Source organism: Pseudomonas cyclaminis, from assembly GCF_015163715.1.
Taxonomy (GTDB): Bacteria; Pseudomonadota; Gammaproteobacteria; order Pseudomonadales; family Pseudomonadaceae; genus Aquipseudomonas; species Aquipseudomonas cyclaminis.
In genome coordinates this window covers 1-14,752 of record NZ_JADDUM010000076.1, presented here as the reverse complement: position 1 = coordinate 14,752, position 14,752 = coordinate 1, and the positions used below count along the sequence as shown (strand labels likewise).

The window sequence follows — 14,752 nt, the reverse complement described above, 5'->3', positions numbered from 1 at the left end:
GCGCTGTTCGGCCTGACCCGTGGCGTCCGCGTGGACCACATTATTCGTGCAGCCCTGGAGTCGATTGCCTACCAGACCCGCGATGTTCTCGACGCCATGCAGCAGGACTCCGGCGAACGCCTCAAGGCCCTGCGTGTGGACGGCGGCGCGGTCGCCAACAACTTCCTGATGCAGTTCCAGGCCGACATCCTCGGCACCCAGGTCGAGCGCCCGCAAATGCGCGAGACCACGGCATTGGGCGCCGCCTACCTGGCAGGCTTGGCCTGTGGTTTCTGGGGCAGCCTGGACGAGCTGCGTGGCAAGGCGGTGATCGAGCGCGAATTCGAACCACAACTGGATGAGGCAGCCAAAGAGAAGCTCTACGCCGGCTGGCAAAAAGCGGTCAGCCGCACCCGCGACTGGGAACCGCACGAAGGCGCCGAATAAGCCAAGCGCCGGTTGTAACTGGTCGGGAGCAGATTCCTGCGTCATCATGGGCCACTTTTGTATGGCAGCCCAAAGGACGCCCCATGAATCTGCCTCCCCGCCAACAACAAATCCTCGAACTGGTCCGCGAACGCGGCTACGTCAGTATCGAGGAAATGGCGCAGTTGTTCGTTGTCACCCCGCAAACCATCCGCCGCGATATCAACCAACTGGCGGACGCCAATCTGCTGCGCCGCTACCACGGCGGCGCAGCCTATGACTCAAGCGTTGAAAACACCGCGTACGCCATGCGTGCCGACCAGATGCGCGACGAGAAACAGCGCATCGGCGAAGCCATCGCCGCGCAAATCCCCGATCACGCCTCGCTGTTCATCAATATCGGCACCACCACCGAATCCATCGCCCGCGCGCTGCTCAATCACAACCACCTGAAAATCATCACCAACAACCTCAACGTCGCCACCATGCTCAGCGCCAAGGATGACTTCGACGTGCTGTTGACCGGCGGTAACGTGCGGCGTGACGGCGGTGTGGTGGGCCAGGCCAGCGTGGACTTCATCAACCAGTTCAAGGTCGACTTTGCCTTGGTCGGTATCAGCGGCATTGATGAAGACGGCAGCCTGCTCGATTTTGATTACCAGGAAGTGCGGGTTTCCCAGGCGATCATTGCCAATGCACGCAAAGTGATTTTGGCGGCGGACTCCAGCAAATTCGGGCGCAATGCCATGATTCGTTTGGGGCCGATCAGCCTGGTGGATTGTCTGGTGACCGACCAGCAGCCGGTGCCGGCGTTGGTGCAGTTGCTCAATGAGCACAAGGTTCGGCTGGAAGTCGTGTAGCGCCTGCAACACCGCCATCGGGGGCAACTCCCACCTTTGAGTGTGCACACCGATCAAAATGTGGGAGGGGGCTTGCCCCCGATGGCGATCTATCTGACACCCACCTCCAAGACCCATGTTCACAATTCTTCCTTTTCCCGCCCTTTGATGAGTTTTTTCAATCAAAGTCGGGTGGCTGTGCCCGCGTTTATCAGCTACCATTTTCGCAAATGAACATTCATGTTCGAATTCAAAGACAAAAAAAGTCGCGAGGCCAGCCGATGAACCCTTCCACCTTGCCTGCCCCACCGCTTGCCGAAATCTATGACGTTGCCGTGATCGGCGGCGGGATCAACGGCGTCGGTATTGCAGCAGACGCAGCCGGTCGCGGTTTGTCGGTGTTCCTTTGCGAAAAGGACGACCTGGCCAGCCACACCTCCTCCGCCAGCAGCAAGCTGATCCATGGTGGCCTGCGCTACCTGGAGCACTACGAATTCCGCTTGGTGCGTGAAGCCCTGGCCGAACGTGAAGTGCTGTTGGCCAAGGCCCCGCACATCGTCAAGCAGATGCGCTTTGTATTGCCGCACCGCCCGCACCTGCGCCCGGCGTGGATGATCCGCGCAGGCCTGTTCCTGTACGACCACCTGGGCAAGCGTGAAAAGCTCGCCGGCTCCAAAAGCCTCAAGTTCGGCGCCGACAGCCCGTTGAAAAGTGAAATCACCAAGGGTTTCGAGTACTCCGACTGCTGGGTCGATGACGCCCGCCTGGTCGTACTCAACGCCATGGCCGCCCGTGAAAAAGGCGCGCACATCCACACCCAGACCCGTTGCATCAGCGCACACCGCAGCAACGGTATGTGGGACATGAACATGGAACGCGCCGATGGCAGCCTGTTCTCGATCCGCGCCCGCGCACTGGTGAACGCCGCAGGCCCGTGGGTTGCCAAGTTTATCAAGGACGACCTGAAGCTGGATTCGCCCTACGGCATCCGCCTGATCCAGGGCAGCCACCTGATCGTGCCGAAACTGTACGAAGGCGCCCATGCGCACATCCTGCAGAACGAAGACCAGCGCATCGTCTTCACCATTCCGTACCTGAACCACCTGACTATCATCGGCACCACCGACCGCGAATACACCGGCGACCCGGCAAAAGTGGCGATCACCGAGGGTGAAACCGACTACATGCTCAAGGTGGTCAACGCACACTTCAAGAAACAACTGAGCCGCGATGACATCGTCCACACCTACTCAGGCGTGCGCCCGCTGTGCAACGACGAGTCGGACAACCCGTCGGCCATCACCCGCGATTACACCCTGTCGTTGTCCGGTGGTACGGGCGAGGCGCCGATCCTGTCGGTGTTCGGCGGCAAGCTGACCACTTATCGCAAGCTCGCCGAATCGGCGATGGCGCAATTGGCCCCTTACTTCACCCAGATGCGCCCGAGCTGGACCGCCAAGGCCAGCCTGCCGGGTGGCGAAGACATGACCACGCCAGAAGCCCTGGCAGAAGCGATTCTCAGCAAATTCGACTGGGTACCAGGCGAAATCGCACGCCGCTGGTCCACCACCTACGGCAGCCGCACCTGGCGCCTGCTCGAAGGCGTGCAATCGCTGGCCGACCTCGGCGACCACCTGGGTGGCGGCCTGTATACCCGCGAAGTCGACTACCTGTGTGCTGAAGAATGGGTCACCCAACCGCAGGACGTGCTGTGGCGCCGCACCAAGCTGGGCCTGTTCACGACCCCGCAAGAACAGGACAACCTGCAACGCTATCTGTCCCAGGTTGAGCAGAACCGCAGCAAGACCCAGGCGGCCTGACAGAGTCATCGTACAAAAGCCCCTGCGCCGTGAGGCCCAGGGGCTTTTTTATACAGGCCAGATCATTCGGTTTTCCGAACACGACACCCCGGCCTGGTCGGTTCTCCGGATTAAACAGTTACATGTTTACCGTCACACAAAGTTAATAACCATATAAATCAGACAGTTGAGCTTTTACGCCTGGCCTGGCACGACTCATGCTCTACACTCTTGGACGATGCCTGGGACGCCTCAGGAGCCGTCACGGGCATTCGCTGTACAAGAGAGCCGTCTAACTGGCTTCATAAAAAAAACAAATGTCGAGGAAGTATTGATGCGCATCGTTCCCCATATCCTGGGCGCAGCTATCGCTGCTGCTCTGATCAGCACTCCAGTTTTTGCCGCCGAACTCACCGGCACACTGAAGAAAATCAACGACTCCGGCACCATCACCCTCGCTCACCGCGACAGCTCCATTCCGTTTTCCTACATCGCGGATGGTTCGGGCAAACCCGTTGGTTACTCCCACGACATCCAAGTGGCTGTTGTTGAGCAACTGAAAAAAGACCTGAACAAGCCCGACCTGAAGACCAAGTACAACCTGGTCACCTCGCAAACCCGTATTCCGCTGATCCAGAACGGCACTGCGGACCTTGAGTGCGGCTCCACCACCAACAACGCCGAGCGCGCCCAGCAAGTCGACTTCACCGTCAACATCTTCGAAATCGGCACCCGCCTGCTGGTCAAGAAAGACAAGGAAGGCAAGCCGTCCTACGCCGACTTCGCTGACCTCAAGGGCAAGAACGTCGTGACCACCGCCGGCACCACGTCCGAGCGCATCATCAAAGCGATGAACGCCGACAAGCAGATGGGCATGAACGTCATCTCCGCCAAAGACCACGGCGAATCCTTCCAGATGCTCGAAAGCGGCCGCGCCGTTGCGTTCATGATGGACGACGCCCTGCTGGCCGGCGAAGAAGCCAAGGCCAAGAAGCCGGACGATTGGGTCATCACCGGTACTCCGCAGTCTTTCGAAGCCTACGCGTGCATGGTTCGCAAAGGCGACCCGGACTTCAAGAAAGCCGTGGATGGCGCCATCACCGCGCTGTACAAGTCCGGTGAAATCAACAAGATCTACAGCAAGTGGTTCGAGAGCCCGATTCCACCAAAAGGCCTGAACCTGAACTTCCCGATGAGTGACAAGGTTAAAGAGCTGATCGCCAACCCAAGCGACAAGCCAGCGCCTGACGTAAAAATCTGACACTGATCTAACCTTATCTCCTGAGGGAGCAACCCTCCCTCAGGCGTCTGTAATTACCTGCTGGCTTTAACTTGGAACACTCGACCTGGCGGTTTTCGAGCCGATCGCGTGTGCCTGGCGTTCATCGTCAGGTGGGAATGGATTTTCCCCAAGCGGGTGCTTGTACATCGATCGATTTCGAGGGGAGACCCTAATGAATTACAACTGGGACTGGGGCGTGTTCTTCAAGTCCACCGGCGTGGGCAGCGAGACTTATCTCGACTGGTACATCGCCGGCCTGGGCTGGACCATTGCCATCGCTGTCGTGGCGTGGATTATCGCCTTGCTGCTGGGCTCCATTCTGGGGGTCATGCGCACTGTGCCAAACCGCCTCGTATCGGGCATCGCGACCTGCTACGTGGAACTGTTTCGTAACGTGCCGCTGCTGGTTCAGCTGTTCATCTGGTATTTCCTGATACCCGACCTGCTGCCGCAAAACCTGCAGGACTGGTACAAACAAGACCTGAACCCGACCACCTCGGCCTACCTGAGCGTCGTCGTGTGCCTGGGCCTGTTCACTGCCGCCCGTGTGTGTGAGCAGGTGCGCACCGGCATCCAGGCGCTGCCACGTGGCCAAGAGGCCGCTGCGCGCGCCATGGGCTTCAAGCTGCCGCAGATCTACTGGAACGTGCTGCTGCCCCAGGCCTACCGCATCATCATTCCGCCGCTTACCTCGGAATTCCTCAACGTGTTCAAGAACTCCTCCGTGGCGTCCTTGATCGGCTTGATGGAACTGCTGGCGCAAACCAAACAGACCGCCGAGTTCTCGGCCAACCTGTTTGAAGCCTTCACCCTGGCCACGCTGATCTACTTCACCCTGAACATGAGCCTGATGCTGCTGATGCGCGTGGTCGAGAAGAAAGTCGCCGTGCCCGGCCTTATCTCCGTGGGGGGTAAATAATGGAACTTGATTTCAGCGGCATCATCCCCGCCATCCCGGGCCTGTGGAACGGCATGGTCATGACCCTGCAACTGATGGTCATGGGCGTGATCGGCGGCATCGCACTGGGGACGATCCTGGCGCTGATGCGCCTGTCGTCCAGCAAACTGCTGTCGCGCCTGGCCGGCGCCTACGTGAACTACTTCCGCTCGATCCCGCTGCTGCTGGTGATCACCTGGTTCTACCTGGCGGTGCCGTTCGTGTTGCGCTGGATCACCGGCGAAGACACGCCGATCGGTGCGTTCACCTCCTGCGTCGTGGCCTTCATGATGTTCGAAGCCGCGTACTTCTGTGAGATCGTGCGGGCCGGCGTGCAGTCGATTCCCAAGGGCCAGATGGGCGCAGCGCAAGCGATGGGCATGACCTATGGCCAGACCATGCGCCTGATCATCCTGCCCCAGGCGTTCCGCAAGATGACCCCGTTGCTGCTGCAACAGAGCATCATCCTGTTCCAGGACACCTCGCTGGTCTACACCGTGGGCCTGGTGGACTTCCTCAACTCCGCCCGCTCCAACGGCGACATCATCGGCCGCTCCAATGAGTTCCTGATCTTTGCCGGTGTCGTCTACTTCATCATCAGCTTTTCCGCCTCGCTGCTGGTCAAGCGTCTGCAAAAAAGGTTTGCCGTATGATCTCTATCAAGAACATCAACAAGTGGTATGGCGACTTCCAGGTGCTGACCGATTGCAGCACTGATGTCAAAAAAGGCGAAGTGATCGTGGTGTGCGGGCCTTCGGGTTCGGGCAAGTCCACCCTGATCAAGTGCGTCAACGCGCTGGAACCCTTCCAGAAGGGTGACATCGTGGTCGACGGCACCTCCATCGCCGACCCGAAGACCAACCTGCCGAAACTGCGTTCACGCGTGGGCATGGTGTTCCAGCACTTCGAACTGTTCCCGCACCTGACCATCACCGAAAACCTGACCATCGCGCAGATCAAGGTGCTGGGCCGCAGCAAGGAAGAAGCCACCAAGAAAGGCCTGCAACTGCTGGAGCGCGTCGGCCTGTCGGCACACGCCCACAAGCACCCCGGCCAGCTTTCCGGCGGCCAACAGCAACGTGTGGCGATTGCCCGCGCCCTGGCCATGGACCCGATCGTCATGCTGTTCGACGAACCGACCTCGGCCCTGGACCCGGAAATGGTCAACGAAGTGCTCGACGTAATGGTGCAACTGGCCCAGGAAGGCATGACCATGATGTGCGTGACCCACGAAATGGGCTTTGCCCGCAAAGTGGCCGACCGCGTGATCTTCATGGACGCCGGCAAGATCATCGAAGACTGCCCGAAAGAAGAATTCTTCGGCGACATCAGCGCCCGCTCCGAGCGTGCGCAGCACTTCCTTGAGAAAATCCTGCAGCACTAAGCCCTACACAGCTGCCACTGTAGGAACATGGCCAATGTGGGAGGGGGCCTGCCCCCTCCCACACTGGACCTGCATAGGCTGGCAGCTCTGGTTGACCCAAGGCATCTGTGATGAAATGCGACCCCAACCAATTTCGCGCCGCACCGCCATCACTTGCCGTGAAGCCTCGTCTGATTCGCCAACTGTTCCTGCCACCGTTGATCGTCGCCCTGATGATCGGCTTGGGTTATATCGGCTTCTGGATCAGCGAGTACTACGGCATCCGCACCCTCAGCGACACCGGCGAACGCCAGTTGGAGCTGCATGCCCGCACCGTCGAAAGTGAACTCAGCAAATACACCTACCTGCCCAGCCTGCTGGAACTGGAGAACAGCGTCTCGCAGTTGCTCGCCGACCCGAGCCAGGAAACCCGTAAAAGCGTCAACGATTACCTCGAAGGCCTGAACCGACGCAGTCGCAGTCGGGCCATTTACGTGATGGACACCACCGGCCGGGTACTGGCCACCAGTAACTGGCGCGATGCCGACAGTTATCAGGGCGAAGACCTGTCCTTCCGCGCCTATTTCCAGAACGCTGTGCGCGGCCAGCCTGGACGCTTCTACGGCATCGGCAGCACCAACGGCGAGCCCGGCTATTACCTGGCCCACGGCCTGGAAGAGCACGGCAAGATCATCGGCGTCGCAGTGGTCAAGGTGCGCCTCGAAGCCCTGGAAGAACGCTGGCAACGTGCGCGCCTGGAAGCCTTTGTCAGCGACGAGAACGGCATCATCATCCTCTCCAGCGACCCGGCCCGCCGCCTCAAGGCCGTGCGCCCGTTGAGCGATGAGACCAAGGATCGCCTGGCCCACAGCCTGCAATATTACTGGGCCACACTGAACGAGCTGGAACCGCTGGCCCGCGAGCGCCTGAACGAAGGCACCGAAAAGCTGACCTTCCCGGCCAACAGCGAAGTGGTCAACGACGAACACGAAGTCAGCTACCTGGCGCAAACCCGCCCGCTCAACGATACGCCGTGGAATTTCACCCTGCTCACCCCGCTCAATGACCTGCGCCGCGCCGCAATCAACCAGGGCATCCTGGTGGCTGTCGCCTTTGGCCTGGTGGCCTTCCTGCTGATCGCCTGGAACGAGCGGCGCAAGGTCATCGCCACCCGCCTCGCCGCACGGGAAGCCTTGCAGGAAGCCAACAGCCAGTTGGAACGTCGGATTGCCGAACGCACCGCCGACCTGCGCGCCAGCAATGAACGCCTCAAGGGCCAGATCCGCGAACGGCGCCAGGCCGAAGAGACCCTGCGTCGCGCCCAGGATGAGCTGGTGCAGGCCGGCAAACTGGCGGCCATCGGCCAGATGTCTACCAGCATCGCCCATGAATTGAACCAGCCGCTGGCGGCATTGCGCACCTTGTCCGGCAACACTGTGCGCTTCCTGGAGCGCGGCGCCCTGGACACCGCCAGCGCCAACCTCAAGACCATCAACGAACTGATCGACCGCATGGGCCGCATCACCGCCAGCCTGCGCTCCTTTGCCCGACGCGGTGACGACCAGGGCGAAGCCAGCCTCGCCAAGGCGGTGGACGCCGCATTCCAGGTACTGGGCGCACGCCTGGACGGCCTGCCACTGACGGTGCACCGCGACTTCGCTGCGGCCCAACTGCAGATCGACCAGACACGCCTGGAGCAGATCCTGGTCAACCTGATCGGCAACGCCCTCGATGCCATGCAGGCCCAACCCGCCCCTGAGCTGTGGCTGGAAGGCAGCGTCGCCGAAGGCAAATACCGCCTGTATGTGCGCGACAACGGCCACGGCATCGACGCCGAGGCGCGCAAGCATTTGTTCGAACCGTTCTTCACCACCAAGCCCGGCGAGCAAGGCCTGGGCCTGGGCCTGACCCTGTCCGCCAGCCTCGCGGCGGCCACCGGCGGCAACCTCGCCGTGGAACACCCGGCCAGTGGTGGTACCGCCTTTGTCCTGAGCCTGCCATTGGTGGGCGCTCAAAAAGCTGAGTCGACATGAATATTGATCCCCAAGACCTCACCGTGCTGATCGTCGAAGACGACCCCCATGTGCTGCTCGGCTGCCAGCAGGCCCTCGCGCTGGAAGATATTCCCAGCGTCGGCGTGGGCAGTGCCGAAGAGGCGCTGAAGCGCATCGGCGAGAACTTCGCGGGCATCGTGATCAGTGATATCCGCCTGCCAGGCATCGACGGCCTGGAGCTGCTCACCCGCCTCAAGGCCCTGGATAAAAGCCTGCCGGTGGTGCTGATCACCGGGCACGGCGATATCTCCATGGCGGTCGCGCCATGCGCAATGGCGCCTACGACTTCATGGAAAAGCCCTTCTCTCCCGAACGCCTGGTGGATGTCGCCCGGCGTGCCCTGGAACAACGCGCACTGGCGCGGGAAGTCTGGTCGCTGCGCCGTCAGTTGGCCGAGCGCGACTCCCTGGAAGGCCGCATCATCGGCCGCTCCCCGGCCATGCAGAACCTGCGCGAGCTGATCGCCAACGTTGCCGACACCTCGGCCAACGTGCTGATCGAAGGCGAGACCGGCACCGGCAAGGAGCTGGTCGCCCGCTGCCTGCATGATTTCAGCCGGCGTCACTCCCACCAGTTCGTCGCGCTCAACTGCGGCGGCCTGCCGGAAAACCTGTTCGAAAGCGAGATTTTCGGCCACGAAGCCAACGCTTTCACCGGCGCCGGCAAGCGGCGTATCGGCAAGATCGAACACGCTCATGAAGGCACGCTGTTCCTCGATGAAGTGGAAAGCATGCCGATCAACCTACAGATCAAATTGCTGCGGGTCTTGCAAGAACGCACCCTGGAACGCCTGGGTTCGAACCAGAGCGTGGCGGTGGATTGCCGAGTGATCGCCGCCACCAAGTCCGACCTCGACGAACTGAGCCGCGCCAGCCAGTTCCGCAGTGACCTGTACTACCGTCTCAACGTGGTCACCCTGGAACTGCCGCCTTTGCGCGAGCGCCGTGAAGACATCCTGCAACTGTTCGAACACTTCCTGCAGCAGTCGTCCCTGCGCTTCGACCGCAGCGTGCCGGAGTTGGACAACCAGACCCTCTCCAGCCTGATGAGCCACGACTGGCCCGGCAACGTGCGTGAACTGCGCAACGTCGCCGAACGCTTCGCCCTCGGCCTGCCCGCCTTCAAGAAGAGCGGCGCCAGCAGCGGCGGCCAGGGCCTGGCGTTTACCGAAGCGGTGGAAGCCTTTGAACGCAACCTGCTCAGCGACGCCCTGCAACGCAGTGGCGGCAACCTGACCCAGGCCAGCCAGGAACTGGGGATGGCCAAGACCACCCTCTTCGACAAGGTCAAGAAATACGGGTTGAGCCACTGATGGATCTATTCTTGAAGGCCGCCCTCGGCGCGGCGGTGGTGCTGATATTGGCGGCGCTGGCCAAGACCAAGAACTATTACATTGCAGGCCTGGTACCGCTGTTTCCGACCTTTGCGCTGATCGCCCATTACATCGTCGGCAAAGGCCGTTCGGTGGACGATTTGAAGACCACGATCCTGTTCGGGATGTGGTCGATCATTCCGTACTTTGTGTATTTGGCGACGTTGTATGTGCTGGTGGATCGGATGCGGTTGGAGGCGTCATTGGCCTTGGCGGCGGTAGCGTGGTTGATGGCGGCGACGGTGCTGGTCAGCGTCTGGGTGCGCCTCCATACCTGACACACCACATTTTTATCCCGGTTGGGTCAGCGGACTATTTTGTCGACTTGAATGCCCAGCTTCTTGAGGCGATACCAAAAGCTGCGCTCGGAAATCCCGATCTTCGCCGCCGCGGCGGCCTGCACGCCGTTACTCTCGTGCAACGCCGCCAATATGTAGGCCTTCTCCACCTCCGCCAGCGCCGCATCCAGGTCCTGGGGAATCCCCGGTCCATCGCTGAGGATCGCCGTCACGCCGCCCTCGCCCGGCTTCGACGCAAACAGGTAACCCGGTAAGTCGATATCTTCGATGACCGGTGAAGCCGCCACAATCGTCGCCCGCTCCACGCAATTTTGCAGCTCGCGGATATTGCCCGGCCAGTGATACGCCGCCATGGCCTGCAACGCTTCGGGGCTGAAGCCGCTGATGCGTTTGCCGGCGGTGGCGCTGAGGCTCTGGGCGAAGTGACGGGCCAGCGGGGCGATGTCTTCCACGCGCTCGCGCAGGGGCGGCAACGGGATCGGGAACACGTTGAGGCGGTAATACAGGTCTTCGCGAAACTCCTTATTGGCCACCGCTTGCAGCAGGTTCTTGTTGGTGGCGGCGATCACCCGCACGTCCACTTTGCGTTCGCGGGGGTCGCCCACCGGCTCGATGACCCGCTCCTGCAACGCGCGCAGGATCTTGGCCTGCAACGCCAAAGGCATATCGCCGACTTCATCCAGGAACAGCGTGCCTTTGTCGGCCTGCATAAAACGCCCTACCCGGTCCGCGACTGCGCCAGTGAATGCGCCCTTGCGGTGACCGAACATCTCGCTTTCCAGCAACCCTTCCGGGATCGCCGCGCAGTTGACCGCCACGAAAGGTTTGTCGGCACGGCTGCCGTGCTTGTGGATGGCGCGGGCGACCATTTCCTTGCCGGTGCCGCTTTCGCCGGTCAGCAGGATGGTGGCGCTGCTGTCACGCACCGAGTCCACCGCTTGCAATACCGTGCGAAACGCCGGGCTGTCGCCCACCAGGCTGTCGAACTGAGCATGCTCATCCAGCTCGGCGCGCAGGCGTGCGTTGTCGCGCAGGATGTCGCGAAACTGCAACGCCTTGCTCACGGTGATGTCCAGCTCATCGATATCGAACGGCTTGGCGATGTAGTCATAGGCGCCGTTGCGCATCGACTGCACCGCATTTTTCACCGTGCTGTAGGCGGTCATCACGATCACCGGCACGTGGGGGTAGCGCACCTTGATCTCCGCCAGCAGCGCCGGGCCGTCCATGCCGGGCATGCGCCAGTCGCTGATCACCAGGTCAATGTCTTCCTGCTCCAGTACCTTGAGCGCATGCAGGCCGTTACCGGCGATAAATACCTGGATGCCGTTCTGACTCAGGGCCGACGCCAGCAGGTCACAGAGCTTGGGTTCGTCGTCGACCACCAGAATGTTATGCGTCATGACTGTCCTCGTCGTCTTCGCCCATCGCCGGAATGTACAGGCTGAAGGTGGCGCCGGCATCTTTCTCGCTGGCGCATTCGATGCTGCCGTCGTGACTTTCCATGATCGAATAGACTTTGGCCAGGCCCAGGCCGGTGCCTGAGGCCTTGGTGGTCACGAACGGCGTAAAGATGCGCTCGACCATCTCTGCCGGAATGCCCTGGCCGGTGTCGGCAATGCTGATAACGGTGTTGTCGTTCACCGTGCGAATCCCCAGCGTCAGGCGCCCACCGTCGGGCATCGCGTCGATGGCGTTGAGAATGAGGTTGAGGCACGCCTGTTTAAGCTGCCTGGCATCTGCGTAAATCGTCGCGCCCGGTGCCTGGTCGTCGATCTGCGCATCGATGTTCTGGGTGGCCAACTGCGGCGCGCAAAAGCCGAGGATCTCCTCCACCAGCGGACGCACCGGCTGCACCACCCGTAGCGGCGGGTTGGGCTTGGCGAAGTCGAGGAACTCGGTGATCAGGTCGTTGATGCGGCTGACTTCACTGATAACGTATTCCAGGTGGCGCTTATCGGTGTCCGGCAGTTCGGCGCGGCGGTGCAGCAACTGGGTGGCGGTCTTGATGATGCCCAGCGGGTTGCGGATTTCATGGGCCAGGCCCATGGCGACTTCGCCTAATGCATGCAGGCGATCACGCCGACGCAACTGAGCTTCAAGGTGATGCAGCTCGCCCAGGCGCTCGGTCATATGGTTGAAGGTGCTGCTCAATTGCGCCAGCTCGTCGCCGCCGCTGACCTCTACACGGTGCGCATAATTGCCGGAAATCACCGCACTCACGCCTTGGGACAAATCCCGCAAGGGCCGGGTCAGGCGCCGCGACACCAACAACCCCACCGCCAGTGACAAGGCCGAACTGACCAGGAATATCAGCACGAACAGATTGCTCTGGTTGACCAGCCCCACCAGGCTGCTATGGCGCAGCAGCCCGCTGAAAATCACGCCCTGCAAGTCGCCGGCGTCATTGAAGATCGGCCAGTACAAACCGCTGTAGTTATTGGTGAATTGCTCGCTGGGCTGCTTGGTGCTGCGCATCGCGATTTCGACGTTCTTGGGGATGCGTGCAGGGTGATCCTCGAAGCGTTGGGTCGAGAAGATTTCCGAGAAGCCGTCCGGGTTGGCCAGGTACAGGCGCAGGTCGAGGGAGTGCACATCGGCCACGCTGGTGAGGAAGCTGCTGTCGAGGTAGGTGGCCACCAGCAATTGGTAATCGACGCCGTCCTGGGTGGTGTCAAAGGTGGAGACCACGATACCGGTGCTCGCCCCCGCCACCTGCACGGTCTGCAGCACCGCGTTGCTGGTCAGGCTGATCTGCTTGACGATGTCATCGGAGGCGGTGCTGAACACGGTTTTGTGGTCGCTGATACGGATCAGCGCCACCACGTCGATATCCGTGGCATCGGCGATATCGGACGTCAGCCGGTCGTGCCGCGCCGCTTGCTTGCTCTCGGGCGGGCTGGTGTAGCGCAGGAAGAGTTTGGCCATGCGTGCGTTGTCATGAAGGATGTCGCCGATCTCGTCCTTGACGATCTTGGTCGACTCCTGCAGCCAGATCCGTACGTTGCTGTCGAAAATCTGCGACAGCGTGGTGGCGGCCAGTTCCGCCGCGATCATGGTGGGAACCACGCTGACCAGCCAGAACGCCAGCACCAGCTTGCGCTGGACGCTCCAGCGCGAAATGGCAAAGGGACGGGCTTTCTGGCGGGTCTTGGTGATCATCGGGTTTCGCTTATTGCAGCAGCCATGGCAGGGTCGGAACGGTCCGGTCGAATAAACAGTTTCACAAGCTTGAGCAGGCCGTTGACCAGCCAGTTACGGTGGCGGAAAAACACACTGTTGCCCTGGAACTCGCAGCCCAGGCGCAGCTTACTGGCATACCCGGCCTGCCCGCACTCGTACAGCGCGATCTTGTGTTCAATACAGTAGTCGACGTTGGTCAGCCAACTGCGAAAATACAGGTTGTAGTCGCGGGTAAACGCCACGTCATGCCCGAAAAACTTGTCCACCAGCCGGTGCTCGTCCACCAGCATCAGGTTGAACGCCACCAACTGCTCGTCCACCCAGTAAAGCGCACACACCGCGCGCGATTCAAGGCGTTCGAGCACACCGGTGAAGTAGCTCGCAGGCAGGCGTTCGAATTGCAACTCGGCCCGCGTCAGCGTGGCTTCGTACAGGCGCATGACTTGCGGCAGGACATCGTCGATATTGCGCCGCCATTCCACCCGTGGCCCCGGTGCGCGCAGTTTGCGACGCAGGTCCTTGCGCGTGGATTTGCCCAGGGCTCCTAGGTAGGCGTCCACCGAACCATAGGGCAGCGGCAATACGCCGGTGGGCAGGCTTGGCATGGCCTGGAAACCGGCGGCGCGGCAACTGTCGGCCCAATGCGGATCGTTGCTCGGCGCGTCCTTGACCGCCAGCAGGCCGATACCGGCGTCATCCGCGTCCTGGCGGGCAGCGTTCAGCAAGTGCTTGAGCAACAGCGGGCGGCGCGATTCGGGGATGTGCCTGGCAAATCCGGCGTCACAGCGCTCGGCCACGGGCGAACCGATGGCGTACAGACCCAGTTGCAGCACGCCCGGCCACAGGCGCTCCAGACGCTCGGCGAAACGCTTGCCGACGCCTGATACCGTGGTGTCGAGGCGGTAATGGGTGGTGAACGCGGGGGCAACAGCCACCAGCGTTCCGTCTTCGTAGACCGCGAGGTAGCGCCACTGGAAATCATCGATGGCGGCGTTTTCCACGGCGACGTAATAGTCCCAGTCTTCCAGGGCACCCGGAAAACAGTCATTCCAGGCGCTGCGCTGGAGGGCCCGGATGGTGGGGAAGGCTTGGGTGGTGATCACGTGGGTTCCATATCTATGGCCTGGGGTGGGCGGTTTTTTTGTGGTGAATGGGGCTTCTTGTGGTGAGCGGGCTTCTTGTGGTGAGCGGGCTTGCCCCCGCGCTGGCTGCGAAGCAG

General features: G+C 61.3%; 12 protein-coding genes and 1 pseudogene. 10 read left to right on the top strand and 3 right to left on the bottom strand.

Features of this window, described 5'->3' with window-relative positions; genetic code table 11:
• The 10 genes and pseudogenes from IQK56_RS11500 to IQK56_RS11455 form a co-directional block, all read left to right on the top strand.
• On the top strand, window positions 1–426 hold a 426-nt coding region (locus tag IQK56_RS11500; RefSeq protein WP_246500202.1), incomplete at its 5' end, for an FGGY-family carbohydrate kinase.
• 83 nt (window positions 427–509) lie between these two features.
• Window positions 510–1,265, top strand: coding sequence for a DeoR/GlpR family transcriptional regulator (locus IQK56_RS11495; RefSeq protein WP_049709759.1), 756 nt, complete (start codon window positions 510–512; stop codon window positions 1,263–1,265).
• Between the two features lie 260 nt (window positions 1,266–1,525).
• Window positions 1,526–3,064, top strand: a complete 1,539-nt coding sequence (glpD, locus tag IQK56_RS11490; RefSeq protein WP_122309829.1) for a glycerol-3-phosphate dehydrogenase — start codon at window positions 1,526–1,528, stop codon at window positions 3,062–3,064.
• A 313-nt stretch (window positions 3,065–3,377) separates the two neighbouring features.
• The gene (locus tag IQK56_RS11485) at window positions 3,378–4,304 is read left to right on the top strand and encodes a glutamate/aspartate ABC transporter substrate-binding protein (RefSeq protein ID WP_122309827.1); all 927 of its coding nucleotides are present in this window, start codon (window positions 3,378–3,380) and stop codon (window positions 4,302–4,304) included.
• 193 nt (window positions 4,305–4,497) lie between these two features.
• The gene (locus IQK56_RS11480) at window positions 4,498–5,244 is read left to right on the top strand and encodes an amino acid ABC transporter permease (protein ID WP_024073702.1); all 747 of its coding nucleotides are present in this window, start codon (window positions 4,498–4,500) and stop codon (window positions 5,242–5,244) included.
• Entirely contained in the window at window positions 5,244–5,915 is a 672-nt protein-coding gene (locus IQK56_RS11475) for an amino acid ABC transporter permease (protein WP_032891811.1), read from the top strand. The genes IQK56_RS11480 and IQK56_RS11475 overlap by 1 nt, the downstream gene beginning before the upstream one ends.
• On the top strand, window positions 5,912–6,646 hold the full coding sequence (locus IQK56_RS11470; protein ID WP_017526340.1) for an amino acid ABC transporter ATP-binding protein: 735 nt from the start codon (window positions 5,912–5,914) through the stop codon (window positions 6,644–6,646). The genes IQK56_RS11475 and IQK56_RS11470 overlap by 4 nt, the downstream gene beginning before the upstream one ends.
• A 110-nt stretch (window positions 6,647–6,756) precedes the next feature.
• Window positions 6,757–8,658 carry a two-component sensor histidine kinase AauS gene (aauS, locus tag IQK56_RS11465; RefSeq protein WP_122309824.1) on the top strand — a complete coding sequence of 634 codons (1,902 nt, stop codon included), beginning with the start codon at window positions 6,757–6,759 and terminating at the stop codon, window positions 8,656–8,658.
• 53 nt (window positions 8,659–8,711) lie between these two features.
• Window positions 8,712–9,991 (top strand): annotated as a pseudogene (gene aauR, locus IQK56_RS11460) (two-component response regulator AauR).
• Window positions 9,991–10,329, top strand: a complete 339-nt coding sequence (locus tag IQK56_RS11455; RefSeq protein WP_122309818.1) for a GlpM family protein — start codon at window positions 9,991–9,993, stop codon at window positions 10,327–10,329. The pseudogene aauR and the gene IQK56_RS11455 overlap by 1 nt, the downstream one beginning before the upstream one ends.
• A 26-nt stretch (window positions 10,330–10,355) precedes the next feature.
• Here IQK56_RS11455 and IQK56_RS11450 read toward each other — a convergent pair whose 3' ends face one another.
• From IQK56_RS11450 to IQK56_RS11440, 3 genes are read right to left on the bottom strand one after another with little or no spacing between them, the layout of a single operon-like run.
• Window positions 10,356–11,753, bottom strand: coding sequence for a sigma-54-dependent transcriptional regulator (locus IQK56_RS11450; protein WP_193864145.1), 1,398 nt, complete (start codon window positions 11,751–11,753; stop codon window positions 10,356–10,358).
• On the bottom strand, window positions 11,743–13,512 hold the full coding sequence (locus IQK56_RS11445) for a sensor histidine kinase (RefSeq protein ID WP_150760528.1): 1,770 nt from the start codon (window positions 13,510–13,512) through the stop codon (window positions 11,743–11,745). The genes IQK56_RS11450 and IQK56_RS11445 overlap by 11 nt, the downstream gene beginning before the upstream one ends.
• A complete protein-coding gene (locus IQK56_RS11440) occupies window positions 13,509–14,636 on the bottom strand; it encodes a GNAT family N-acetyltransferase (protein WP_193864146.1) in 1,128 nt (375 codons plus the stop codon). Before IQK56_RS11440 ends, IQK56_RS11445 begins: the two co-directional genes overlap by 4 nt.
• Window positions 14,637–14,752 lie beyond the last annotated feature (116 nt).

Excerpts from the sequence above, each read along its gene's own strand:
- IQK56_RS11480 (WP_024073702.1), top strand. The coding sequence starts at position 4,498 with ATGAATTACAACTGGGACTGGGGCGTGTTCTTCAAGTCCACCGGCGTG.
- IQK56_RS11450 (WP_193864145.1), bottom strand. The coding sequence starts at position 11,753 with ATGACGCATAACATTCTGGTGGTCGACGACGAACCCAAGCTCTGTGAC.
- IQK56_RS11475 (WP_032891811.1), top strand. The coding sequence starts at position 5,244 with ATGGAACTTGATTTCAGCGGCATCATCCCCGCCATCCCGGGCCTGTGG.
- IQK56_RS11445 (WP_150760528.1), bottom strand. The coding sequence starts at position 13,512 with ATGATCACCAAGACCCGCCAGAAAGCCCGTCCCTTTGCCATTTCGCGC.
- IQK56_RS11485 (WP_122309827.1), top strand. The coding sequence starts at position 3,378 with ATGCGCATCGTTCCCCATATCCTGGGCGCAGCTATCGCTGCTGCTCTG.
- IQK56_RS11470 (WP_017526340.1), top strand. The coding sequence starts at position 5,912 with ATGATCTCTATCAAGAACATCAACAAGTGGTATGGCGACTTCCAGGTG.
- IQK56_RS11495 (WP_049709759.1), top strand. The coding sequence starts at position 510 with ATGAATCTGCCTCCCCGCCAACAACAAATCCTCGAACTGGTCCGCGAA.
- aauS (WP_122309824.1), top strand. The coding sequence starts at position 6,757 with ATGAAATGCGACCCCAACCAATTTCGCGCCGCACCGCCATCACTTGCC.
- glpD (WP_122309829.1), top strand. The coding sequence starts at position 1,526 with ATGAACCCTTCCACCTTGCCTGCCCCACCGCTTGCCGAAATCTATGAC.
- IQK56_RS11455 (WP_122309818.1), top strand. The coding sequence starts at position 9,991 with ATGGATCTATTCTTGAAGGCCGCCCTCGGCGCGGCGGTGGTGCTGATA.